The sequence below is a fragment of the Staphylococcus sp. AntiMn-1 genome (genome assembly GCF_001663395.1).
In the GTDB taxonomy this organism is placed as follows: Bacteria; Bacillota; Bacilli; order Staphylococcales; family Staphylococcaceae; genus Staphylococcus; species Staphylococcus equorum.
In genome coordinates, this window is the sequence record NZ_CP012968.1 from 706,906 (window position 1) to 733,110 (window position 26,205).

The following is a 26,205-nucleotide window of genomic DNA, read 5'->3' on the forward strand; positions in this document are numbered from 1 at the left end:
AAAGTTATCACCCCAAGTTATTTTTCAGCGTCTTCTTCTTCAGTTACTGTTTCAGAGTCTTCATTGACTGTGTCTTCCAAATCAACATTCTCTTCGTCAACAACATCATTAAGTTGATCTTCTGTGCCTTCAACATCTGTCGGGTAGACACCTGCTTCTCTAGCATCTGTTTCTGATTTAATATCAATTTTCCAACCAGTTAATTTAGCAGCTAAACGGGCGTTTTGTCCGCGTTTACCTATAGCTAATGATAATTGATAATCTGGCACTACAACTACAGTTGATTGATTTTCTTCATCAACAATAACTTGTAATACTTGTGACGGGCTTAAAGCATTTTTTACAAACACTTTAGGATCTTCATCCCATTGCACAATATCAATTTTCTCGCCGCCAAGTTCTTCAACAACAGCTTCAACACGACTACCTTTAGAACCTACACAAGCACCTACTGCATCGATGTCAAGGTTGTCTGAGTGTACACTGATTTTTGAGCGATCGCCAGCTTCGCGAGCTACAGATTTAACTACTACTGTACCGTCAAAGATTTCTGGTACTTCTTGTTCAAATAAACGTTTTAATAGACCTGGATGGCTTCTTGAAACGTATATTTGTGGTCCTTTTGTAGTTTGTTCAACTTTGTTCACATACACTCTTATTCTTTCATTTGGAATATAGCTTTCATTTGGGCTTCTTTCTGCTTCGGACAATACAGCTTCAGTACGCCCTAAATTCACATATACATAACGATGATCTACTCTGTCAATAAGACCAGTAACAATATCATCTTCTTTGTCGATGAATTCATCATATAGTATTTCACGTTCAGCATCACGTAAACGTTGCATAACAGCTTGTTTAGCTGCTTGCGCCCCTACGCGTCCGAAATCACTTGGTGTTACGTCTTCTTCGTAGATATCACCAATTTCATAAGCAGGGTTTTTTACTAGTGCCGTACTTAAGTCGATTTCTTCTCTGTTATCAAATGATTCTTCAACCACTTCTTTACGTGCGATAACATTAAATGTACCTTCGTCCATGTTTAATTCAACACGAACGTTTCTTGCACTTTCATAGTTCTTTTTATAAGCAGTAATTAATGCCGCTTCGATAGCATCAATTAATACTTCTCTAGGAATTTTCTTTTCTTTTTCTAAGTACTCAGTAGCTAATAATAATTCATTACTTGACACGATTTATCATCCTCCTCGTCACGTTATATAATTACTGCATGACGTGCTTTAGCGATTTTACTTCTTGGTATTTCAACTTGTTTTGTTTTTGATTTCTCTTTAACTTCCATAACTATTGTTTCATCATCAACTGATTGCAATATACCTAACCATTCTTTTGCGCCTTCGATTGGAGCATATAAAGAAACAAATACTGGTTTAGTCACAGCGTTGCGATATTCTTTTTCTTTTTTAATTGGTCTTTCAGCACCAGGTGAGGCAACATCTAAATAATACATCTGTTCGATAGGATCTTCTGAATCCATTACTTCACTTATTTTTTCAGAAGCAAGCGCACAATCATTTAAATCTACGCCACCTTCTTTATCGATAGATACTCTTAAAAAATGATCGTTTCCTTCTTTTGTAAACTCAACTTCTACTAATTCAAAATTTAAGTCGTCAAGGACAGGTTGAATTATTGCTTCAACTTGCTCAGTTATTTTACTCATGCTGACCTCCTGTTTTGGCAAATAGAAAAGAGCGGGTATTATGCCCACTCTTTCTGCCTGAGTCTAATTTTTTAAGCACTGTTATTATATCATATGTTTATTTGGTAGACAAATAACTATATTTGTAAAAAGCCTATAATGACAAGTTAATTCATGCTTTTTGTTATTTATTAAGTCTTTTTGTTTATTACATATCAAAAATTGATAATTGCGCTTTATCAGGTAAATTAGGTAAAGAACCTAATTCATCTAAGTATTCTATTACTTTTTGTGATAATCCAGCTTTTTTATTTAAATCTTCTTTAGATAAAAATGGACCTTCTTCACGAGCTTCTACAATTCTTTGTGCAACGTTTTCACCTAAACCTGGAACAGATATAAATGGTGGAATCAAAGTATCGCCTTCAATAATAAATTCAAATGATTTACTTTTTTCTAAACTGATTGGCTGCATACGGAAACCACGTTGTGCCATTTCATTCATTATTTCAAGCACTGTTAAAGTATCTTTTTCTTTTTTAGCTAAATCCATATAACGTGAGTACATATCATTAACAGTATTACGAATACTTTCTTTATCTTTAATCATTGTAATTAAATCAAAGTCAGATGCGCGTACTGTGAAATAACTTGCATAATAATATAGTGGATAATGTACTTTAAAGTAAGCAATTCTTACCGCCATTAACACATAAGCTGCGGCATGGGCTTTAGGGAACATGTATTTTATTTTTCTACATGAATCTAAATACCAATCAGGTACTTCATTGTCTACCATTGCTTCGACCATATCGTCAGTCAACCCTTTACCTTTACGCACAAATTCCATTGTCTTAAAGGCAAGTGACGGCTCTAAACCATTATACATTAAATAAACCATAATATCATCACGACAACATATTACACTCGCTAAATCACATTTACCTGAACGTATTAAATCTTGAGCGTTCCCTAACCATACATCTGTACCATGTGATAATCCTGATATTCTAACAAGTTCTGAAAATGTTGTTGGTTTTGTGTCTTCTAACATTTGTCTAACAAAGCCAGTACCAAATTCTGGTACACCAAACGTGCCAGTTTTACATAAAATTTCCTCTTGTGTAACACCTAAAGGTTCAGGCGAACTAAAGATGCCCATCGTTTCTTTATCATCCACTGGAATTGTTTTGGGATCTATTCCTGATAAGTCTTGTAACATGCGAATCATTGTTGGATCATCGTGTCCAAGTATATCTAACTTTAGAACGTTATCATGTATGGAGTGGAAATCAAAATGCGTTGTCATCCAAGATGAAGACTGATCGTCCGCTGGGAACTGTACAGGTGTGAAATCATATATATCCATATAATCAGGTACTACAATAATACCACCTGGATGTTGTCCAGATGTACGTTTAACGCCTGTACAACCTTTAACAAGTCTATCTACTTCTGCGCCACGTTTATGGATACCTTGGTCATTTAAATAACCCTTCACATAACCAAAAGCTGTTTTCTCTGCGACTGTACCAATTGTTCCAGCACGGAATACTTTATCATCACCAAATAATTCTTTTGTATAATTATGTGCATTCGGTTGATATTCTCCACTAAAGTTCAAGTCAATATCTGGTACCTTATCGCCTTTAAAGCCTAAGAATGTTTCGAAAGGAATATCTTGACCTTCTTTAATAAGGTCGCTGCCACAAGTTTCACATTTTTTATCTGCTAAATCAAAACCAGAGCCAACAGAGCCATCATCAAAGAATTCACTCGTTTTACATTTTGGACAAATGTAATGTGGTGGCAATGGATTAACTTCTGTGATTTCTGTCATAGTTGCTACAAAACTTGATCCTACAGAACCACGTGAACCAACGAGATATCCGTCATTTAAAGATTTTTTAACAAGTCGTTGTGAAATGAGGTATATAACAGAGAAGCCATTACCTATAATACTCTCTAATTCTTTTTCAAGACGATCAATTACAATTTGTGGTAAATCATCACCGTAGAGGTCTTTTGCATTAGAATAGCTCATTTCTCGAATTTCTTCATTTGCGCCTTCCATTCTTGGTGTATATAGCTCATCTTTAATTGGAACAACACGCTCTATACGATCTGCTAGCTCATTAGTATTCTTAATGACAAGTTCATAGGCTTTTTCTTCACCCAAGAAGTGCAATTCGTCTAACATTTCGTCTGTAGTTCTAAAATGCGCCTTTGGCAATGTAGAACGGTTTAATGGATTACCAGGTTGTGCAGCAATCAATATTTTACGCGCAATCGAATCATGTTCATTCAAATAGTGTGCATTTCCTGTAGCTATAACGGGAATATCGTTGACTTCACCCGCACGAATTAAACGATTATATATTTCATATAATGTTTCATTATCACGTATCAGTTCTCTATCAATTAAGCCTTGGTATAAAGCAGGCGGTTGAATTTCTATGAAATCATAGTATTGAGCTATACGTTCAACTTGAGACTGATCTTTTTGCATTACTGCAGTAAATACTTCTCCTTCGTCACATGCAGAACCAACGAGAATACCTTCACGATATTCATCTAATAATGAACGTGGAATTCTAGGTGTTCTATAATAATATTGGACTAAGGACGCACTTACAATCTTGAATAAGTTTTTAAGACCTTGTTGATTTTGAACAATAAGCGTGACGTGATTCGGACGTGCACGTTTGTATGCATCTTCATTTGATAACGATGTATTAATATCTTGGTGATTATGAACGTCAAGTTCTTCTAATTGTTTAAGCATTTTAATAAACATATAAGCTGTTGCTTCCGTATCATAAATTGCTCTATGGTGTTGTGTTAACTCTACGCCGTATTTTTTGGCTAAGAAGTTCAATCCATGTTTACCGTATTCAGTATTGATTGTTCTTGATAATTCAAGTGTATCTATTACAGCGTTTGTAGACGCACCAATACCGACATGTTCATATCCAGTATCTATAAAGCCCATATCAAAGGATGCGTTATGAGCAACGAAAATAGCGTCCCCTACCCATGCTTTAAACTCAGTAAGAACTTCTTCTATCTCTGGAGCATCAACTAACATATCATCCGTAATATGTGTCAAATTAATAATAACATCGGATAAACGTTCATGTGGATTACTAAAACGTTCAAACTTATCAATGATTTCCCCGTCTTTAACTTTGACTGCAGCGAGCTCGATAATTTTATCGTATTGATTGGATAAACCGGTCGTTTCAACGTCGAATACAACATATGTTGCGGTTTTCAAATCACGGTCCATAGGTTTGTATGCAATAGGTACACCATCGTCAACCAACATACCTTCCATTCCGTAAATCATTTTAATACCATTTTTTTCAGCTGCCGCATGTGCGTCTGGAAAGGCTTGTACACCATTATGGTCAGTCACTGCAATAGCTTTATGACCCCACTTTGCTGCTTGATCTACGTACGCTGAAATATTAGGTATGCCATCCATTTGACTCATTGCCGTATGCAAATGGAATTCTACTCGTTTTTCTTCAGATTTATCTTGTTTCGTAGCTTTTTTAATTTCTTCAATATCTGACATCATCATCACTAAATCACGAACAAATGAATCTTCTTCTATGCGTCCTTGTGCGCGAACCCATTTACCGACGCTCAATGCCTTAAAGTTATCTAAATCATCTTTGTTTTTACGAGTGAACATTTTTAATACGAGCGAATCTGTATAGTCAGTTACCTTCAACTCTACAATGTGTCGCCCACTCTTCAACTCTTTTAAGTTAATATCAAAAATAACACCTTCAACTGCTACTTTGAATTCTTCTTCAATAATAGAATCTATAGGTTTAATATTATCAATTGGGATTGGTTTACCAATTTGACACTTAGTTACCGAACTTTCATTATTATCTTGTTGTTTTGCCTTCTCGGCTTTCATTTTTTCTAATTTTTCAGTAGCTTCACGTGCACTCTTTTCATCTTCTTCTTGAATATGTGCTTCTAATGATGCTAAATCATCTTCGTTTCCAACGCTATCCGTTTCAAAAACTATCTTACTAATATCGAATCCACACTGTTGAAATGCTTTAACTAAGCTACCATTACAGGCTTTATCAAAATGATCTCTCTCGATATCATTTTGACAAGTTACTTTTAGCACATCTCCCGACATAATTAAGCGTTTTTGCTTTAATTGTCCTTTTACTTTAGGTGAAAGTTGTGTTTGATCAATACAATGATTAAAATACTTTATCGCATATTCATCTTGGTTTGATTTATTATTTATCGTAATATTACATTCTACATTTGCAATTGATTTAAACTCTTCTGTAATTGCACCTGTAAAAAGCAAATAATCTTCTATTGATAGAAAGTGTGGTAATGTGATTTGAAACACCCATGTACGATCTGTTGTCTTAACATCCACACGCGTTAGTTCACTTTGTTCCAAAATTTCTGGTTCCAAATGGTTTGTTATTTTAATTTGGTCAGCTAGGATTTTAAATTTTTCCTGATTTGTCATTGCCATGACGATAACCACCTTACTATTAATTACACTGCTTTACTTGTATATGCTTACTTACATTAAATGACGGTGTATGTATTATTATTCCATTCTCTATATTATAACGGATATGTGTGAAATTCTAATAGTTAAACTTAATAAATTAAATTCATATTTTTGTGAATAATAAATGGGAGCGGAACAGAAATCAAACTTTAAAATTTGATTTCGTATTCCCGCCCCCTCCTTAAAAGTTTGAGTCAAACATATCTAAAAATGAGACAGCTAGTGTATATTTTTTAATTTACACTCACAAATATAGATTGTTGAATTTGTGCGTCAGCCTTATGATTTTATATAAGTAACATCTAGCAATTCCCTTATAGATTATAAATTTGTATATAATTCATTTACATAATTGATTAAATTATCGATATGCACATCTTCACTGTCACCAGTATCGCGACGTTTAACTTCTACAATGCCTTCTGCAGCATTTTTGCCTACGACAATACGTATTGGTAAACCGATTAAATCAGCATCATTAAATTTCACACCAGCACGTTCTTTACGGTCATCATAAAGTACATCATAATTTTCTTTTAATTGCGTATATAATTGATCCGCTAATTCACGTTGGTCATCTTTTTTAGGATTGATTGTGATTAAATGTAATTCAAATGGTGTGACTGATTTTGGCCAAATAATACCATTTTCATCGTTATTTTGTTCAACGATTGCACTTAATGTTCTTGAAATACCAATGCCATAACATCCCATTAATAATGGTTGTGCTCTACCTTGGTCATTTAAGAACGTAGCGTTCATTGATTCAGAGTATTTTGTTCCAAGTTTAAAGACTTGGCCTACTTCAATACCTTCTGCAAAGTGCGCTTTGTCTGAGCTATCTGCTAATAATTCACCTTCTAAAATGAATCTAAAATCTCCATAGGCTTCTACTTCAAAGTCACGATCGACATTTGCGTTTAACAAGTGATATCCATCTTCATTCGCACCAACGACGATATTATTCAAATCTTGAATGAAATTATCTGCATAAATTTTAATGTCTTTATCGAAAACTGGACCCAGTGAACCTGGTTTTGCACCTAAAATATTAATAATTTCACCTTCAGTTGCTAACTCCACATTGTCAGTACCAAAATAAGCTTTTAATTTAATATCATTAATTTCATGGTGACCTCGAACTAATACTAATATAAATTCACCATCGACATTAAATATCATAGATTTAGTAATTTCGTCTAATGGTTTGTTTAAAAATGTCGCAAGATCTTGTGCTGTATGCACATTTGGCGTTTCAATTTTTGTTAACGGTTGTACATCTTCATGTTTTTTATTAGGATGGTAAACCACTTCAGCTTTTTCAATATTTGCAGCGTAATCACTTTGCTCACTGTACACAATCGTGTCTTCACCGATTTCGCTTAACGCCATAAATTCATGTGTATGACTACCACCAATTGCACCTGAATCAGCAACAACAGGTCTCGCGTTAATACCTACACGATTAAAGATGCGACCATATGCATGGTACATATCTTCATATGCTTCATCTAGTGACGCTTCATCAGCATGAAAAGAATAAGCATCTTTCATTATAAATTCTCTACCACGTAATAGACCGAAACGTGGACGCTTTTCATCTCTAAATTTAGATTGTATTTGGAAAAGTGTCATTGGCAGTTGTTTATATGATTTCAATTCATCACGAACAATTGAAGTCACAACTTCTTCATGTGTTGGTCCAAGCGCAAATTGACGGCCATTACGATCTTGTAAACGCATAAGTTCTGGACCATATGCACTCCAACGTCCTGATTCTTCCCATAATTCTGATGGTTGCAATGCTGGCATTAATATTTCAACCGCATCAATACGCTCCATCTCTTCGCGTACGATAGCTTCAATATTATTTAATACTCTCGCTGCAATTGGTAAGTAACTGTAAATTCCACTTGTACTTTGTTTGATTAAGCCTGCTTTTAATAATAGTCGATGGCTTAATGCCTCAGCACCAGCTGGCACTTCTTTCATAGTTGGTATAAATACTTTTGATTGTTTCATTTAAATGCTTCTCTCCCTCTTATAAGAAATAACGCTGAATATCGTTCCAAGTCACTAATACCATAACGATTAATACAAATACGGCACCAATGGCGATAATTGTAGTTTCTGCTTTTTTATTTACTGGTTTTCTAAAGATTGCTTCATAAATGACAAATAAAATTCGTCCACCATCTAACGCTGGTACTGGTAGTAAATTCATTAATCCTAAGTTAACGCTTAGCAAAGCAGTCCATGAAATCAAGTTAATTATACCAGTTTTAACGACAGAGTCGACAGTATGATATATACCTACTGGACCATTCAACATATCAAATGAGAATTCTCCAGTGAAAATGCTTGCAATCATACTTACAATTGCAGTGAAAATAATTTTACCTGCACTAAGTGTTTGTTCCACACCCGCTGCAATTGGTTTGAAAATAGTGTGTTCAGTCGCTGCACTATAACCTAATAAATATTTTGTTTCTGAGTGTGTTTTCGTTACTTTTTGTTCAACCTTTTTAGGTTTAATATCAAATGTTTGCTTGTTGCCATTACGTTCGACGACTAATTTTGTCTTGTTATCTTTAATTTCTTTTACTGCTTTATCAATATCATCTTTACCATCAATATTATGGTTTCCTACTTTAACAATCGTGTCACCAGATTTAAGACCTGCTTGTTCAGCAGGTGAATCTTTAACAACTTCATCAACTGAATTTGTTGCTGTACCTTGATAATATGCTAGACCAATAAATAATACTAATGTAAGTAAGAAATTAAACAATGGTCCTGCGAATAAAGTTAAGAATTTTTGATAAGGCTTTTTATACGTGAATTGACGATCTCTAGGTGCAATTTGAATTAAACTACCATTCTCTACAAAGTAAGACGTTTTAGCTATTGCATAGCGTTGTCTTTCTTGATTATATGATGTTACCCCTTCAATGAATAAGCCATCTTTAAAATCACATTGTTTTACTTCTATTGCTTCAATTTGTTGAAATTTGTGTTGATCATCTAAAATGATGTGCGTAATTTCATCTTTGTCATTTAATTTTATTTTTACATGCATACCTGGTTGAACTGGTGGTTCTTCTAAACCATCACCAGCCATGCGTACGTAACCTCCGACAGGTAATAATCGAATCGTATATAACGTTTCATTCTTTCTGAAACTAAATATTTTAGGTCCCATACCAATTGCAAATTCCGGACACATAATGCCTGCGCGTTTTGCAAAAAACATATGTCCATACTCATGAACTGTGACAAGGACACCAAAAACGATTATAAATGAAATAATTGTTACTAGAAAACTCACTTTGCTACACCTCATATTTTCGAAATAAATTGTTTGCTCATACTTCATATATTAATTCATATGATTCATTTTCTTATGACTAACTGCTTACTTTAGATTATAAAAGTATAACACAACAATGCTGAGTGACACACGTAACTTTAATATGTCTTCTAGTCACTCGCTTACATTATTCTTATCATTGTACAGTCGTAATTACACAAAGTATTTTTGCTTGTGAAAAGGAGTTAATAAATAAAATAACTGCATTGAAGCACTCAGTTATTTTATCTCATTAACTCCTTATTTTTGTTTATATAATTGTATAGTATCACTTTGAATTTGTAGTTAAGCTTGTATTAACAAGATGTTTAATAGTGGCAATACAAACATAAAACTGTCAAAGCGATCTAAAATACCACCATGACCAGGCAAAATTCGACCAGAGTCTTTCACACCAAAATGGCGTTTGAAACCTGATTCAACAAGGTCACCAAGTTGTCCAAACATACTTAAAATGATCGTAACAATTAATAATATCCACGTTGCAATATTAAAGTCTACAAACATAATCATAACAAGTGGAATAATTAAACTACAAATCAATCCACCAACAAAACCTTCTATTGTTTTATTAGGACTAATCACAGGCCATAATTTATGTTTGCCCATTAAACGACCAAAAATATATGCCCCTGTATCTGTTGACCATACGATTAGAAATGCAAATAGTATGTAGTGTAAGCCTTCAGATCGTGTTTCATAAAGATACATGAAACCAATACCAACATACGCAATCGTCATTAAACAAAATGCAGCGTCCATAAAACTAAATCTATTTTTAGAAAGCACTGTATAACTTAATAAAATAAAACTCATTGCTATTAATGACTTTAATTGTAAATCATTAACCCAGTTACCCGCACCTTGAGGTAACATAATAATTAAAATTCCTAACGCACTTATGATACCTGGCACCGATAAAAACTTAATCATATTCATATTCAGCAATTCTTTCAATGCTATGAACGCTAATAAATACGAAAACAGCATTAATATAACTCCGCCCTTTAGTAAGACCGGGAGGAAAATGATAAGTCCTATGATTGCCGTCAAAGTTCTAACTTTCATACTATTCTCCTAACTACTTATAATCCCCCAAAACGCCTTTGACGAGATTGATAAATTTTAATACAGTTTATTAATTCTTCTTTATCAAAATCTGGCCATAATTTTTCATTAAATAAAAATTCACTGTAAGATACTTGCCAGATTAGGAAATTACTAATACGTTGCTCTCCTGATGTTCTAATCAAAAGATCTGGGTCAGGGTAGCAATGAGTCATTAAATGCTCATTAATCATTTCTTCAGTGATTGCTTCACTTGTTAAACCTTCAGCAGTCAATTTGTCGTAAATTGATTTCACACTGTGGACAATTTCGGCTCGTCCGCCATAATTTATAGCAAAGACCAATTTTAAGCCCGTATTATTTTTTGTTTCTTCTTTTGCTTTATCTATCGCTTTAAGTGTAGATGTTGGTAAATGCTCAATAAAACCAATCGTCTCTACTTTAACATTATTTTCTATCAACTCTGGTAGAAATGTTCTTAAAAAGTTAACTGGCAAGTTCATGATGTAATTCACTTCATTTTTAGGTCTTGTCCAATTTTCTGTAGAGAAAGTATACAATGTTAAATATTTAATTCCTAAATCACTAGCTGCTTTAGTAATTTTTTTAACAGTTTGCATACCTTGGTAGTGACCTTTTATTCTAGGCAATTTTCTTTGTTTAGCCCAACGACCATTACCATCCATAATTATAGCAACATGTTCGGGTATATTATGTACTTCCAAATCTATATCGGATTGCTTATACTGATTTTCTTTCTTCTTTTTTAACTTTTTAAACATGGTATTTCCTCCGAGCTTGATCATCTCTGTTTATTATAATTAGATTCTAGATGCAATTATCTACCATTTTATCATAATAGATAGGTGCATTGAATAAACAAATAAAAAAACTGTACCAAAGTCTGATTTGATACAGTTCAGATAAATAAATGATATACCTCTTCTTCAAGCTCTAACTATAAGTAATTATATACCTTAATGAGTGAATAGAAGTATAATCATCATTACCATGTTTATACTGACATTATATCTTTTTCTTTTTCTTCTAATAATTTATCAATTTCTTTAATTGAGTTGTCAGTTAATTTTTGTACATCATCTGTTTGTGATCTTAAATCATCTTCAGTGATATCGCCATTTTTTTCTTGTTTTTTAAGTACATCATTTGAATCACGACGAACATTTCTAACTGCTACTTTCGCATCTTCGCCAATTTTCTTAACTTCTTTTACAAGCTCTTTACGGCGGTCTTCAGTTAATGCTGGAATAACAATACGTATAACTTCTCCGTCACTTGAAGGATTCACACCTAAGTTAGCAGCATTGATTGCTTTTTCAATATTACCGACAGATGATTTATCATATGGTGCAATTACTAATAAACGTGCTTCTGGCACATTGATACTAGCAAGTTGTTGAACTGGTGTTGGAGCACCATAATAATCAACATTTACGCCATTTAATAAATTGGAGTTGGCTCTTCCGGCACTAATATTAGCTAATTCTCTTGAAAGATTATCAACAGATTTTTGCATTTTTGATTTCGTATCATTAATAATGTCGCTCATTCTCATACACCTCTAATTATTTTGTTATTATTGTTCCTATTTTTTCACCCATTACTGCACGTTTAATATTACCTTCTTCAGTAATTGAGAATACATTCAACGGAATGTTATTATCCATACAGAATGAAGACGCTGTTGAATCCATTACTTGTAAACCATCTTGTAACATTTGAATATGAGTAAGATGTTCATACTTAATAGCATTAGGGTCTACTTTTGGATCAGCAGAGTAAACGCCATCAACATTATTTTTACCCATTAAGATAACATCGGCTTCAACTTCAGCCGCACGTAGAGCTGCTGTAGTATCAGTTGAGAAGTATGGATTACCAATACCCGCTGCAAAAATAACTACACGTTTTTTCTCTAAGTGTCTAATTGCACGACGACGAATGTATGGTTCTGCAACTTGTTTCATTTCAATTGAAGTTAAAACGCGTGTGTCACATTCTAATTGTTCAAGGCTATCTTGTAGCGCTAAAGCATTCATTACTGTAGCTAACATACCCATATAATCAGCAGTACCACGATCCATGCCTAGGTCACTACCCGTTTTACCTCTCCAAATATTACCTCCGCCAACGATAACTGCAATTTCGCAATCCATCTTTGCAACTTCGGCTACTTGTTCAGCCACACTTTTAATCGTAATTGGATTAATTCCAAATCCATCGTTACCTGCTAGTGCTTCGCCACTTAATTTTAAAACAACACGATCGTATTTAGAAGTTTGAGCCATTGTCTTATCCTCTCTATTGTAAAAATATGTAATTGATACAAGTAAAGAAGACACAATAGGTCTTCCAATACAAAAGTAAATCTTTCATACGGAGCACAAAGGTGTCTTCTTTCTTGTTTTAACTATGAAAAATTATTTCATTTGTCCTTTTACTTCGTCAGCAAAGTTTTCTTCGCGTTTCTCCATGCCTTCGCCTACTTCATAACGTAAGAAGTCAACAAGTTTTCCACCTTTTGATTTCAAGAAAGCTTCAACTGTTTGATCAGGATCTTTTACAAAGTTTTGGTCAACTGCACAAATTTCTTGTAAATATTTACGTAAACGACCTTCAACCATTTTTTCTACAATTTTCTCTGGTTTGCCTTCGTTTAGTGCTTGTTGTTTTAAAACTTCTCTTTCGTGATTGATTTCATCTTCGCTTACTTGTTCAGATGAAACATATTTAGGGTTGATTGCAGCAATGTGCATAGCTACGTCTTTAGCTGCTTGGACATCAGTTGAACCTTCAACTACAGTTAACACACCGATACGTCCGCCCATGTGTAAATAAGAACCAAAAGCATCATTGTCTGATTTTGTTCTAATAGCAAAACGACGGATACTTAATTTTTCTCCGATAGTTGAGATAGATTCTTTAACACGTTGGTCTACTGATTTACCATCAGCTAATGTAGTTTCTAATAAGGCTTCTACTGTTTCAGCCTTTGTTTCTAATACTTGATTAGCAATTTCTTTCACTAATTCTTGGAAACCTTCGTTACGAGCTACGAAATCAGTTTCTGAATTAATTTCTACAATTGCTGCTTCATTGCCTTTTTCTTCAACATGAACTAAACCTTCTGCCGCAATACGGTCAGATTTTTTAGCAGCTTTTGCAATACCGTTTTCACGTAAGTAATCAATAGCTTTGTCGATGTCACCATCAGTTTCTGTTAAAGCTTTTTTACAGTCCATCATACCTGCACCAGTTTTTTCACGTAATTCTTTTACAAGTTTAGCTGAAATTGCCATTTCATATTCCTCCATTATTTAATGAATTTTAATATATTTGTTTTTAAAAAAGGGTGATAAGCTTGAATATCTTATCACCCATTTTACATTATTCTTAGTTTGATTCAACAGAAGTGTTTTCTTCAGTTGTTCCTGCTTCAGTAGCTTCTTTTGATTCTTTTAAATCAATATTTTGTTCTGCTGCTACTTCTTCATTAGATACACCTTGTTGACCTTCTAAGATCGCATCTGCCATTTTACCAGTTAATAATTTAACGGCACGAATAGCATCGTCGTTTGCTGGGATAACGTAATCAATTTCATCTGGATCACAGTTAGTATCCACAATACCAACGATAGGGATGTGTAATTTGCGTGCTTCAGCAATTGCGTTGCGCTCTTTACGAGGGTCAACTACAAATAATGCTTGAGGCATTGATTTCATATCACGAATTCCGCCTAAGAATTTGATTAAACGGTCGTATTCTTTTTTAAGTTCTACAACTTCTTTTTTAGGTAATACTTCGAATAAGCCATCTTCTTCCATTTTTTCAATCTCAGAGATGCGTTTGATACGTTTAGAAATTGTTTTATAGTTAGTTAAGATTCCACCTAACCATCTTTGGTTTACATAGAATTGACCCGCACGTTCTGCTTCAGCTTTCACTGAGTCTTGTGCTTGTTTTTTCGTACCAACGAATAAAACTTTTCCGCCATCTTCTGATACTTGTTTAATGAAGTTATAAGCTTCTTCTACTTTTTTCACTGTTTTTTGTAGATCGATAATGTAAATACCGTTTCTTTCAGTGAAAATGTATCTTTTCATTTTTGGGTTCCAACGACGTGTTTGGTGACCAAAGTGAACGCCTGCTTCTAGTAATTGTTTCATTGAAATTACTGCCATAATTAAAATCCTCCTATTGGTTTATTACCTCCACAAAAAGCTCATATAAACACGATAACTAAATATCGCACCCTTTATACTTGCACTTTTTGTGTGCGTATTGGCTTCATAGCCGTGAGTAAATATATCATATTTGTATTTATAAAGCAATACTTTCACATTACTATTTCACACATTAAAAGAACATCTAAAAGTCTTATGATTTAGACGCTCTTTTTGATGATATATTTTTAAATTAATTTACGTATCGATTATTTAATTCTTTCTAGCTCATCTAAGAATTTTTCTTTTTTCACTTTAATAAATGTACCTTTCATTCCTAAAGAACGTGATTCAATAACACCAGCACTTTCAAGTTTACGCAAAGCGTTAACAATAACTGAACGTGTGATACCTACTCTATCAGCAACTTTTGATGCAATAAGTAATCCTTCTTTACCGCCTAATTCTTCAAAGATATGCTCGATTGCTTCACTTTCAGAATATGATAAAGAATTAATTGCCATGCTAATAGAAGCTTTGTCTCTTGCTTCTTGTTCAACTTCACTATGTTTTTCACGTAATATTTCCATACCAATAACTGTGGCAGCATATTCACCAAGAACTAAATCATTCTCAGAGAAATCTTCTTGAACACGTCCAAGTACTAAAGTACCTAATCTTTCACCGCCACCTAAAATTGGAAAAATTGTAGTTCGGCTAATTTTGAATAAATCTTTATTTTCTGGTGGGAACACAGATAATACGTTTTCTATATCAATATTAGATTGTGTTTCTCTAACATCCATTAGTTTATCCGTATATTCTTTAGGGATATGTCTATTTTCAAGCATTTGTATAATACGATCATTTTTCAACAATTCGTTTAAGCTTGACCCTAAAATCTTTCCTTTTCTAGACACAATAAATACATTTGTTACTGTTACACTACTTATTGTTTGTGCTACATCCTTAAAATCAACGGCAATACCTTTGTGCTTTTGCAAAAGTGTATTTAATTCTCTAGTTTTCGATAATAAGCTCATATTCCTTCTCCTTTTTATTTATATTATAAAATAAATGCACTTAAATCTTTGTTTGTTGAAATTGATTTCAACTTATCATCAACATATTGTGGTGTGATGTCTACAACCGCATTGGGCATACTTGGTGCTTCAAATGATAAATCTTCAAGCATTTTTTCAAGTATAGTATGCAAACGACGTGCGCCAATGTTATCAGTATCTTGGTTTACCTGGAACGCAATTTCTGCCAGACGTTTAATCGAGTCATCGGTAAAGTTGACTGTCACTTCTTCTGTTTGAAGTAGCGCTTCATATTGTTTGATAAGTGATAATTTCGGTTCAGTCAAGATTCGTACAAAATCTTCTACTGAAAGACTTTCTAATTCAACACGAATTGGGAAACGACCTTGCAACTCAGGAATTAAATCACTTGGTTTAGCCACGTGGAATGCTCCAGCACCAATAAATAGCATATGTTCAGTGTTAACAGTACCATATTTCGTTTGTACCATGCTACCTTCAAGTATTGGTAAAATATCTCTCTGAACGCCTTGTCGAGACACATCTTGACCTGAATTTTGATTATTTGTTGCAACTTTATCGATTTCATCAATAAATATAATACCCATTTGCTCGGCAAGTTCAATTGCTTGTTGATTTGCTGATTCTTGATCAATCAGTTCGTCGGCAAATTGGTCAGTTAATATTTTACGCGCTGTTTGTACAGGAACTTCTCGTTCAACTTTTTTCTTAGGCATGAGTTGTTTCATCATATCTTGCATTTGTTCATTTTGATTTGTGCCTAACATGCCCATAGCACCTGGGTCTTGTTCTACTTTTAATCTTACTTTTTCTTCTTCTAGTTCACCATTCAACAATTGTTGTTTAATTTCAGAACGTTTTGTCTTGATTTCTTCTGTAGGTGTATCCTCTTCTTCATCATTATTCTGACCAAAGTTTGGCATCGAACCACCAAATAGTGATTCTAGAGGGTTATTCCCACCGTTATTCGTATTATTCGCTTTTTGCTTCATGCTAGGTACTAAAAGTTTTACTAATTTTTCATTTGCTTTTTGTTTCGCTTCTTCTTCAACTAAAGCTTTCTTTTGTTCTTTAACTAGTCTAATAGCTACGTCAACTAAATCTCTTACCATGCTCTCAACATCTCGACCTACGTAGCCTACTTCTGTAAATTTAGTTGCTTCGACCTTTATAAAAGGTGCACCTACAACTTTAGCCATTCTTCTTGCTATTTCCGTCTTACCTACACCTGTTGGTCCGATCATCAAAATATTTTTGGGTGCAATCTCTTGTTTAGCTTCTTCAGCTAAAAGACTTCGTCTATATCTATTTCTTAATGCAATTGCTACTTTGCGCTTTGCATCATCTTGCCCAACAATGTATTCATTCAATTTTGAAACGATATCTTTTGGTGTTAATTTAATGCCAGTCGTTTCCATAAGATAAATTACCTCCGTAATTTTGATTTCAATTATTCTAAAAATTATTTGTAAATTTATTTATTATTACTATATCCTAAATTTTTACGATTATACATTTTTATTTTTCATTGTGCTTTTTTAGTTTCAATTTTTATAATTTTTCAACTACGATTTGATCATTTGTAAATACACAAATATCAGACGCAACTTTTAAACTTTCATAAGCCATTTCTTCTGCAGTTAAATTTGTGGCATGACGTTTCAAGGCTCTTCCTGCACTCAATGCGTAATTGCCTCCTGAACCAATTGCTATTAAAGCATCGTCTGGTGCGATTACTTCTCCTGTACCACTTACTACAAGGATTGAATCCTCATCCATAACGATTAGCATTGCTTCTAGTTGACGCAGTTGTTTGTCACCTCTCCATTCCTGAGCTAATTCAACTGCGGCTCTTTCTAAATTACCACCGAATTGTTGTAATTTAGTTTCGAATTTTTCGAATAATGTAAATGCATCTGCAACGCTTCCTGCAAATCCGGCTAAAACTTTATCATTGTATAAGCGTCTAACCTTTCGTGCTGTTTGTTTCATAATCACTTGTTCACCAAGTGTTACTTGTCCATCACCTGCCATTGCTGAATGGCCGTTATGTTGCACTGCAAAAATCGTTGTCGCGTGAATAGATGTACTCATAATCTAATTCTCCTTTTTTGCACGAGGATGTGCGTTTAAATATACTTTTCTTAATTGTTCATTTGTAACATGTGTGTAACGACCTGTAGTTGATAAATTCACATGACCTAACAAGGATTGAACGGTACGTAAATCAGCACCCTGATTAAGCATGTGTGTTGCAAATGTATGTCTTAATTTATGTGGGTGAATATCCGTTACGCCAGCTGTACGTTTTACAACATCGTTTAACACATAACGAACGCCACGCTCTGTGATAGGCGCACCGTTCATATTTACTAATAAATAATTATGATCATTTTTAATTTTAGGTTTAAATAATTCTAAATATCGTTCTATACTTTGCTTGCAAAATTCTCCAAATGGAATAAAGCGTTCTTTACCACCTTTACCTAACACCTTCACACCAGGTAAATTCATATCTAAATCAGACTCTTTTATATGGACTAACTCCGAAACCCTTATGCCTGTTGCATAAAGAAGTTCCAAAATCACTCTATCTCTCAAACCTTTTTTCGGGTCTTTTTCAACAGTGTCAAATAAAGCTTCCATTTCTTCTTCATAAAAAAAGTGTGGTAAATATTGTTCTTTCTTGGGATGCACTAATTGAATAAATGGATTTATAACTTTTTCATCTTGTGTCATCCAATATTCGTAAAAACTTCTCAGCGTAGAAATTTTACGAGAAACTGAGGTTCTTTTCAAGTTTTTCGAATATAAATAACTTAGATAGTTTCTTGCATCTTTATATTCGAATGCAGATAGCTCTAAATATTCTTGTTTTAAAAATACATTGAACTGTTCTAAATCATCGTGGTATGACTTTAAAGTATGCTCTGAAAACTGTCGTTCAACTTTTAACATAAATAAATATGCCTGTTGGATTTCTTCCAATAAAAACCCCTCCATCAATATGAATTGTAGCATATTGATGAAGGGGACTGCGAAAAATAACTATTAAATTGAGTCAAACTTACAAAATTTTTAGAAAATGGTTATATCTACGAATATTTTATAAAGTTTGCTTATAATTATCTAAATATGATAACGCGCGGTCTGCAAGTTTTTCGTAACGTAATTTTTTATCTTTAACACGTTTTTCTAAAGTTGGCAGTAAACCAAAATTCGCATTCATTGGTTGGAAATTTTTCTCGTTTTTAGCATGAGAAATATAATAAGCCATACTTCCAATCATTGTTTCTCTTGGAAATACTACGCCGCCTCTATCTTTAATTTTATGAGCTACATTGATGCCTGCTACTAAACCACTTGCTGCACTTTCAACATAACCTTCAACGCCAGTCATTTGACCAGCAAAATGAACTTCTTCTCTACCTATCAACTCATACTTTTCTGTCAACACATCTGGCGAGTTAATAAATGTATTTCGATGCATCACACCATATCTTACGATTTCTACATTTTCTAAACCAGGGATTAAACGTATAACGTCTTTTTGTGCCCCCATTTTAAATGTGTTTGGAAACCTACAAGATTATATAATGTACCTGCAGCATCATCTTGTCTCAATTGTACAACTGCATATGGACGTTCACCTGTTTTAGGATCTTCTAACCCTACTGGTTTCATAGGTCCAAACAATAAAGTTTTACGTCCACGTTCTGCCATAACTTCAAAGGGCATACACCCTTCAAAATACTTTTCCTTCTCAAATTCATTTACTGGTGCAACTTCTGCTTCCATTAATGCATCATAAAATATATTGAATTCTTCTTCAGTCATTGGGCAGTTCAGATATGCTGCTTCACCTTTGTCATAACGAGATTTCAAATATACCTTATTCATATCTATACTTTCTTTTTCAATTATTGGAGCTGCGGCATCATAAAAATACAATTGATCTTCACCAGTAGCTTCAACAATTTCAGCAGCCAATTTTTCTGTAGTTAATGGACCTGTAGCAATGATAGTGTAACCATCAGGTATGCTGTTAATTTCTTCATTTAACACTGTTACATTGGGATGATTTTTCAAAGTTTCTGTAACGTAACCAGCAAAATCATGTCGATCTACTGCTAACGCACCACCAGCAGGTACTCTTGCTTTATCTGCTGCACTAATAATAAGTGAATCAAGGCGTCTCATCTCTTCCTTAAGAACACCAACTGCATTTGTTAATGCATTGCCACGTAATGAGTTTGAACAAACTAACTCTGCAAATTGATCAGTATGATGTGCTGGTGTTTGCTTCACTGGCCTCATCTCTATTAAATTAACTTTTATCCCTCTTTGAGCTAATTGATATGCTGCTTCTGAACCGGCTAGACCAGCCCCTATAACATTGACAGTTTGAGTCATTTAATTTCCTCCAATACATTAAAAATAGCAACTACGACATCATATCATAATTATAGATATATGCGTCTACATTATAAATATGTGTCGTTAGTTGCTTATAGAATTATTAACAATATTCGTAATGTACGTTTGAATTACGCAATAATTAATAAATGATATGATTGTTTATTTTTGCAGTTCTTCTTTATAATCACAGTTTGAACAAATAACCTGACTTTTACGTCCTTGTTTTTTCTCAACAAGATATTGTTCACATTTAGGACAATCACGACCTACAGGTTTATCCCATGTAACAAAGTCACACTCAGGATATTTTGAACAGCCGAAGAAAATACGGTTCTTTTTAGATTTGCGTTCAACGACATCGCCCTCTTTACATTTAGGACAAGTCACGCCAATCGTTTTGATAATTGCTTTCGTGTTACGACAGTCTGGGAAGTTAGAACATGCCATGAATTTACCATAGCGTCCCATTTTAATTACCATTGGTGATCCACATAGTTCACAATCTTCTCCAGCTGGTTCATCTTTAATTTCAATTTTTTCCATTTCTTCTTCTGCACGTTCAACATCTTGGCTAAAGCTACTATAAAAATCACGAATTACTTTTTTCCAAGGAATTTCGCCATCAGCTACTTTATCCAATAATGTCTCCATGTTTACAGTAAAGTCGACATCAATGATTTCAGGGAAATAATCCTTCACTTGTTCATGAACGATTTCTCCTAGTTCAGTTGGAACAAATCGCTTACTTTCATTTTTTACATAATTTCTCTTTTGTATTGTATCTATTGTCGGTGCATACGTAGATGGTCGTCCAATTTTCAATTCTTCCATTGTTTTTACTAAACGCGCTTCAGTATAACGCGGTGGTGGTTGTGTGTAATGTTGAGAAGGTTCAATATTAGTTGCTGTAACCATTTCGCCTTCTTCAATTTTAGGTAATTTATTTTCTTTACCGCCTTCATCGTCGTCTGTAGTTTCAATGTATAATGTCATGAACCCTTTAAACTTAATCGTTTGTCCGTTCGCACGGAATTTCAAATCATTTTGTGTTAAATCCATAGCAACAGTATCTAGAATCGCAGGTGCCATTTGACTTGCTACAAAACGTTCCCAAATTAATTTGTATAATCTGTGTTGATCACGTGTTAAATAATTTTTCATTTCATTTGGTGTACGCAATGTTCCAGTTGGTCTGATTGCTTCATGGGCATCTTGATCGCCTTGTTGTCCTTTAGCTTTACGATTTGACAAATAGTTATTACCATATATTTCTTCAATATAACTTTTCGCTTCAGATTTAGCTTGATCAGATACTCTTGTTGAATCTGTACGCATATATGTGATTAAACCGACTGTACCTTGTCGTTTCAAATCAATACCTTCATACAATTGTTGCGCTAGCATCATTGTTTTTCGGGCTTTGAAGTTCAATTTACGCGCAGCTTCTTGTTGCAATGTTGATGTTGTAAATGGATTAGCTGGATAACGTGTTTTTTCTTTTTTCGTTACTTTCGTTACCTCAAACTGATCTCCATCTAACTGTGCTGTAATTTTTTCTACATCATCTTTATTAGTTAACTTAAATGGCTTGTTTTTTAAATGAAGGAATTTGGCATTGAATTTGGATTTCTTGTATCTAAATTCACCATCAATTTTCCAATATTCTTCAGGTTTAAAGTTTCTGATTTCATTTTCACGATCAATAACTAATCTAAGTGCTACAGATTGGACACGTCCAGCCGACAAACCTTTTTTAACTTTTTTCCACAATACTGGTGAAATATTATAACCAACTAAACGGTCTAATATACGTCTCGCTTGCTGAGCGTCAACAAGATTCATTTCTATGCCTCTAGGATGTTTAAAGCTATCTTTCACGGCATCTTTTGTTATTTCATTAAATACTACTCTATTTTCTACTGATTCTTCTAAATTTAATATGTTCGCCAAATGCCAAGCAATTGCCTCACCTTCACGGTCAGGGTCACTCGCTAAGAATATTTTTTTTGCTTTCTTAGCATGTTTTTTAAGTTCTTTAACAACTGGACCTTTGCCGCGTATCGTAATATATTTTGGCTCAAAATCATTTTCATCATCTACGCCCATTTGGCTACGTGGCAAGTCTCTAACATGCCCCATAGATGCGATAACTTTATATTTTTTACCTAAATATTTTTCAATGGTTTTAGCTTTTGCAGGCGATTCAACTATGACTAAATTTTCTGTCAAAGTAGTTACCCCCTTGCATTTCTAATTACAAAGATAAATGATAAACGGTCTATTTTGTTTTTGTCAATGTTTTTAATTTTAAGTTACCTGGATTTCTCAGAATATTGACTAAAAAAACAAAACAAATGTCATCGTAATTTCATAATTATAAAATGCCTTTTCTTTCATTAATAAACTTCCATTTAATGTCCATTAGATTCAAATAAATTTCAATTATAATCTATTAATATATCACTTGCTTTTAATACAATTTTTGCTCCTTCTTGAGCACTTAATAAATTCCCTTCAGTCATCGGATTAAAAATAGAACCTGGTAGTATGTATACTTCTCTATTTTGTTCTAAGGCAAAATTTGTTGTAATACATGTTCCACTATTTGCTTTAGATTCTGTAATCAATATACCTTTTGACAATCCACTTATTATTCTATTACGCTCAGGAAAATGATGCTTTTTCGGTCTCTGAAAAGGAATGTATTCACTTACTACAAGTCCTTCGATTTCTAATCGTTTTCTAATTTCAAATGTTTCTTTTGGATAATGTTGTAAATGGCCGAAACCTAGTACTGCAATTGCAGACATGTTCATTGATAGAGCGAGTTCGTGTGCCATTTTATCTGCGCCTTTAGCTAAGCCAGAGATTATAGTTAAGTTTTCTTTTTTAAATGAAGGAAAAAGAATGTTCAATGCTTTTTGACTATATTCTGTCGCATGCCTTGACCCTATAATAGCAAGAGTTTGAGGAGATTGCATTAAAGATATCTTTCCTTTATAGAAAAGGATGAGTGGTGGTTCATAGATTTCACGAAGTAATATGGGATATGAAGACTGCTCTATTGAAATGTACTTTAAATTCCATTGTCGTAACGTTGTTAATATGTTTTTAACTTCTATATTTAGATATTGCTCATAAATTTCTGTTTTTCTCTTTGTTTTTAATGTACTTAAAAATTGTTTGAGTAGTTGATTTTGTTCCACTTGATTATAGTCTAAAAAATTAGAATTATACCTTAACAGTTGATGTATTTGGTGGGTCGTTAAACCTGAAAAACGTAGTTTTAAATATTGGTGTTCTCTCATAATGATTCTCCTTTTCACCTCAATTATAATGGAAAACAGCAATGGTTTAGATTACAAAACCACATCTTTTTCTAGTGAAAAGTAACAAGGTTTTAAGGAGTAATTCTCTATTTTAAATTCACTTCAAACTAGAATTTCCTTATATTTTAATGACTAAAATAAAATTTATACACGTATTACTTTTAGCTAAGCTCTACAAATTTTCAATCGTTTTTCTTCTATTATAAAAGTAGACATAACAAATGTTATAAAATTAAGATTATTCAACATAAAACATCTCTTCTACAAATTGAATCTTTCAGTTTTATAAATCATAAAAATTTCATACAACAAAAAACGGTTGATAAGAAAAGAACATCTATCCCTATCAACCGCAAGTATTATTTTATCTAAAATGTTTGAATACTTAAAATAGCACAAACTCCGACATATTTTCGGAATTTGTGCTGGGTTTTTACAATACAATTATTGTTTTACAGTTAATAATTGCTCATAGATGCCTGCTTCTTTAGCGGCATCTATTAATGTTGTACCAATTTCTGATGGTGTATCTGCAGTTTTAACACCACAATTATTAAGTGTTTTAACTTTTTCTTCAGCAGTACCTTTACCACCTGAAATAATCGCACCGGCATGGCCCATACGTTTACCTGGAGGGGCTGTTTGTCCTCCGACGAAACCTACTACAGGTTTAGTCATGTTAGCTTTAATCCATTCAGCAGCTTCTTCTTCTGCTGTTCCACCGATTTCACCAATCATAACGACTGCTTTTGTTTCATCATCTTCATTAAATGCTTTTAGCACATCAATAAAGTTTGTACCATTGACTGGATCGCCACCGATACCTACAGCTGTTGTTTGACCAATACCTTCTTCAGTTAATTGGTGTACAGCTTCATAAGTTAAAGTACCTGAACGAGAAACTACGCCTACGTGACCTTTTTTATGAATATAGCCTGGCATGATACCAATTTTAGATTCATCAGCAGTAATAACACCCGGACAGTTAGGTCCAATAACACGTGTTTCTTTACCTTCTGAGTAACGTTTAACTTTAACCATATCAATTACTGGAATATGTTCTGTAATACAGATAGCTAAATCTAATTCTGCATCTATACATTCTAAAATTGCATCTGCTGCGAATGGCGCAGGTACATAGATAACAGATACTGTAGCACCTGTTTCTTTTTGTGCTTCTTCAACTGTGTTGAATACTGGTACACTTTCTACTACTTGTCCGCCTTTACCTGGTGTTACCCCAGCAACAATTTGTGTACCATATTCAAGCATCTGTTTTGTATGGAAAAGGGCAGTTGACCCTGTGATACCTTGTACAATTACTTTTGTATTTTTATCAATAAATACGCTCATCTTAGTGCTCCCATCCTTTCCTACGCTTCTTTAACAAGTTTTACGATTTTTTGTGCGCCTTCTGCCATAGTTGCAGCTGATTCAATTGCTAAGCCAGAATCTTTAAGAATTTCTTTACCTTTTTCAACATTTGTACCTTCTAAACGTACAACAAGCGGTAAAGTAAGTTCTACTTCTTTAACTGCAGCAACGATACCTTCAGCAATAATGTCACATTTCATGATTCCACCAAAGATATTAACAAAAATACCTTTTACGTTGTCATCACCTAAAATGATTTTAAATGCTTCAGTAACTTTTTCTTTAGTTGCACCGCCCCCTACATCTAGGAAGTTTGCCGGGTTGCCGCCAAAGTGGTTAATTGTATCCATAGTTGCCATAGCTAAACCAGCACCATTTACCATACAACCGATATCTCCATCTAATGCAATATATGATAAATCGTACTTAGAAGCTTCGATTTCTTTTGGATCTTCTTCTTCTAAATCGCGTAATTCTTGGATATCTTTATGTTTAAATAATGCATTATCATCAAAGTTAACTTTTGCATCTAATGCTAAAACATCACCATCATTAGTTGTTACTAATGGGTTGATTTCTACAATAGAACAGTCTTTTTCGATGAAAACATTATAAAGTGAAACTAAAAATTTAGCTGCTTTATTAATTGATTCTTTTGGAATATTAATATTAAAAGCGATTCTTCTAGCTTGATATGGTGCTAAACCAACAATAGGATCAATAGTTTCTTTGAATATTTTTTCAGGTGATTCAGCAGCAACTTCTTCAATTTCAGTTCCGCCTTCTTCTGATGCCATCAAAGTAACACTGTCAGTCGCACGATCAATTACAAATCCAACATAATATTCTTTTTGAATATCGCAGCCCTCTTCTATGTAAAGGCGTTTAATTTCTTTACCTTCAGGACCAGTTTGATGTGTTACAAGCGTCTTACCTAATAATTCTTTAGCGTAAGTTTCAACTTCAGATAGTGATTTAGCAATTTTAACTCCACCTGCTTTACCTCTACCCCCAGCGTGAATCTGTGCTTTTACCACATATACTTTTGAATTTAATTCTTTTGCTTTTTCTACCGCTTCGTCAGCAGTGAACGCTACGCGTCCTTCTGGGACAGCAACGCCCATAGTACGAAATAATGCTTTACCTTGATACTCGTGGATATTCAT

General features: G+C 33.8%; 19 protein-coding genes and 1 pseudogene. All 20 read right to left on the bottom strand.

Annotated elements, in window-relative coordinates; translation table 11 throughout:
- Window positions 1-17: 17 nt before the first annotated feature.
- Window positions 18-1,193: a transcription termination factor NusA gene (gene nusA, locus AOB58_RS03500; protein ID WP_002507848.1), complete on the bottom strand. Its 1,176-nt coding sequence runs from the start codon at window positions 1,191-1,193 to the stop codon at window positions 18-20.
- Between the two features lie 23 nt (window positions 1,194-1,216).
- Window positions 1,217-1,684, bottom strand: a complete 468-nt coding sequence (gene rimP, locus AOB58_RS03505) for a ribosome maturation factor RimP (protein WP_021338741.1) — start codon at window positions 1,682-1,684, stop codon at window positions 1,217-1,219.
- Window positions 1,685-1,871: 187 nt separating this feature from the next.
- Window positions 1,872-6,188 carry a PolC-type DNA polymerase III gene (locus tag AOB58_RS03510; RefSeq protein WP_021338740.1) on the bottom strand — a complete coding sequence of 1,439 codons (4,317 nt, stop codon included), beginning with the start codon at window positions 6,186-6,188 and terminating at the stop codon, window positions 1,872-1,874.
- Window positions 6,189-6,551: 363 nt separating this feature from the next.
- Complete coding sequence (locus AOB58_RS03515) at window positions 6,552-8,252, bottom strand: proline--tRNA ligase (protein ID WP_064782958.1); 1,701 nt, start codon at window positions 8,250-8,252, stop codon at window positions 6,552-6,554.
- Window positions 8,253-8,271: 19 nt separating this feature from the next.
- Window positions 8,272-9,558, bottom strand: a complete 1,287-nt coding sequence (rseP, locus tag AOB58_RS03520; protein ID WP_021338739.1) for an RIP metalloprotease RseP — start codon at window positions 9,556-9,558, stop codon at window positions 8,272-8,274.
- Window positions 9,559-9,885: 327 nt separating this feature from the next.
- Window positions 9,886-10,668, bottom strand: coding sequence for a phosphatidate cytidylyltransferase (locus tag AOB58_RS03525; protein WP_002507853.1), 783 nt, complete (start codon window positions 10,666-10,668; stop codon window positions 9,886-9,888).
- Between the two features lie 17 nt (window positions 10,669-10,685).
- The gene (locus AOB58_RS03530) at window positions 10,686-11,450 is read right to left on the bottom strand and encodes an undecaprenyl pyrophosphate synthase (RefSeq protein ID WP_002507854.1); all 765 of its coding nucleotides are present in this window, start codon (window positions 11,448-11,450) and stop codon (window positions 10,686-10,688) included.
- Between the two features lie 233 nt (window positions 11,451-11,683).
- Window positions 11,684-12,238 (bottom strand): ribosome recycling factor, encoded by a 555-nt coding sequence (gene frr / locus AOB58_RS03535; RefSeq protein ID WP_002507855.1) that lies wholly within the window; start codon window positions 12,236-12,238, stop codon window positions 11,684-11,686.
- 16 nt (window positions 12,239-12,254) lie between these two features.
- Entirely contained in the window at window positions 12,255-12,977 is a 723-nt protein-coding gene (gene pyrH, locus AOB58_RS03540; protein ID WP_021338738.1) for a UMP kinase, read from the bottom strand.
- Between the two features lie 132 nt (window positions 12,978-13,109).
- On the bottom strand, window positions 13,110-13,988 hold the full coding sequence (tsf, locus tag AOB58_RS03545) for a translation elongation factor Ts (protein WP_002507857.1): 879 nt from the start codon (window positions 13,986-13,988) through the stop codon (window positions 13,110-13,112).
- Between the two features lie 94 nt (window positions 13,989-14,082).
- Window positions 14,083-14,871 (bottom strand): 30S ribosomal protein S2, encoded by a 789-nt coding sequence (rpsB, locus tag AOB58_RS03550; RefSeq protein ID WP_002507858.1) that lies wholly within the window; start codon window positions 14,869-14,871, stop codon window positions 14,083-14,085.
- Between the two features lie 251 nt (window positions 14,872-15,122).
- Complete coding sequence (codY, locus tag AOB58_RS03555; RefSeq protein ID WP_002507859.1) at window positions 15,123-15,896, bottom strand: GTP-sensing pleiotropic transcriptional regulator CodY; 774 nt, start codon at window positions 15,894-15,896, stop codon at window positions 15,123-15,125.
- Between the two features lie 23 nt (window positions 15,897-15,919).
- Window positions 15,920-17,335 (bottom strand): ATP-dependent protease ATPase subunit HslU, encoded by a 1,416-nt coding sequence (gene hslU, locus AOB58_RS03560; protein ID WP_002507860.1) that lies wholly within the window; start codon window positions 17,333-17,335, stop codon window positions 15,920-15,922.
- Window positions 17,336-17,468: 133 nt separating this feature from the next.
- Complete coding sequence (gene hslV / locus AOB58_RS03565; RefSeq protein WP_002507861.1) at window positions 17,469-18,011, bottom strand: ATP-dependent protease subunit HslV; 543 nt, start codon at window positions 18,009-18,011, stop codon at window positions 17,469-17,471.
- 3 nt (window positions 18,012-18,014) lie between these two features.
- On the bottom strand, window positions 18,015-18,905 hold the full coding sequence (gene xerC / locus AOB58_RS03570; RefSeq protein ID WP_002507862.1) for a tyrosine recombinase XerC: 891 nt from the start codon (window positions 18,903-18,905) through the stop codon (window positions 18,015-18,017).
- A 118-nt stretch (window positions 18,906-19,023) separates the two neighbouring features.
- Window positions 19,024-20,330 (bottom strand): annotated as a pseudogene (gene trmFO, locus AOB58_RS03575) (FADH(2)-oxidizing methylenetetrahydrofolate--tRNA-(uracil(54)-C(5))-methyltransferase TrmFO).
- Between the two features lie 165 nt (window positions 20,331-20,495).
- Window positions 20,496-22,565: a type I DNA topoisomerase gene (gene topA / locus AOB58_RS03580; protein ID WP_064782959.1), complete on the bottom strand. Its 2,070-nt coding sequence runs from the start codon at window positions 22,563-22,565 to the stop codon at window positions 20,496-20,498.
- 209 nt (window positions 22,566-22,774) lie between these two features.
- Window positions 22,775-23,644, bottom strand: coding sequence for a DNA-processing protein DprA (gene dprA, locus AOB58_RS03585; protein ID WP_046465281.1), 870 nt, complete (start codon window positions 23,642-23,644; stop codon window positions 22,775-22,777).
- A 465-nt stretch (window positions 23,645-24,109) separates the two neighbouring features.
- A complete protein-coding gene (sucD, locus tag AOB58_RS03590) occupies window positions 24,110-25,018 on the bottom strand; it encodes a succinate--CoA ligase subunit alpha (RefSeq protein WP_021338736.1) in 909 nt (302 codons plus the stop codon).
- A 20-nt stretch (window positions 25,019-25,038) separates the two neighbouring features.
- Window positions 25,039-26,205 (bottom strand): ADP-forming succinate--CoA ligase subunit beta, encoded by a 1,167-nt coding sequence (gene sucC / locus AOB58_RS03595; RefSeq protein ID WP_021338735.1) that lies wholly within the window; start codon window positions 26,203-26,205, stop codon window positions 25,039-25,041.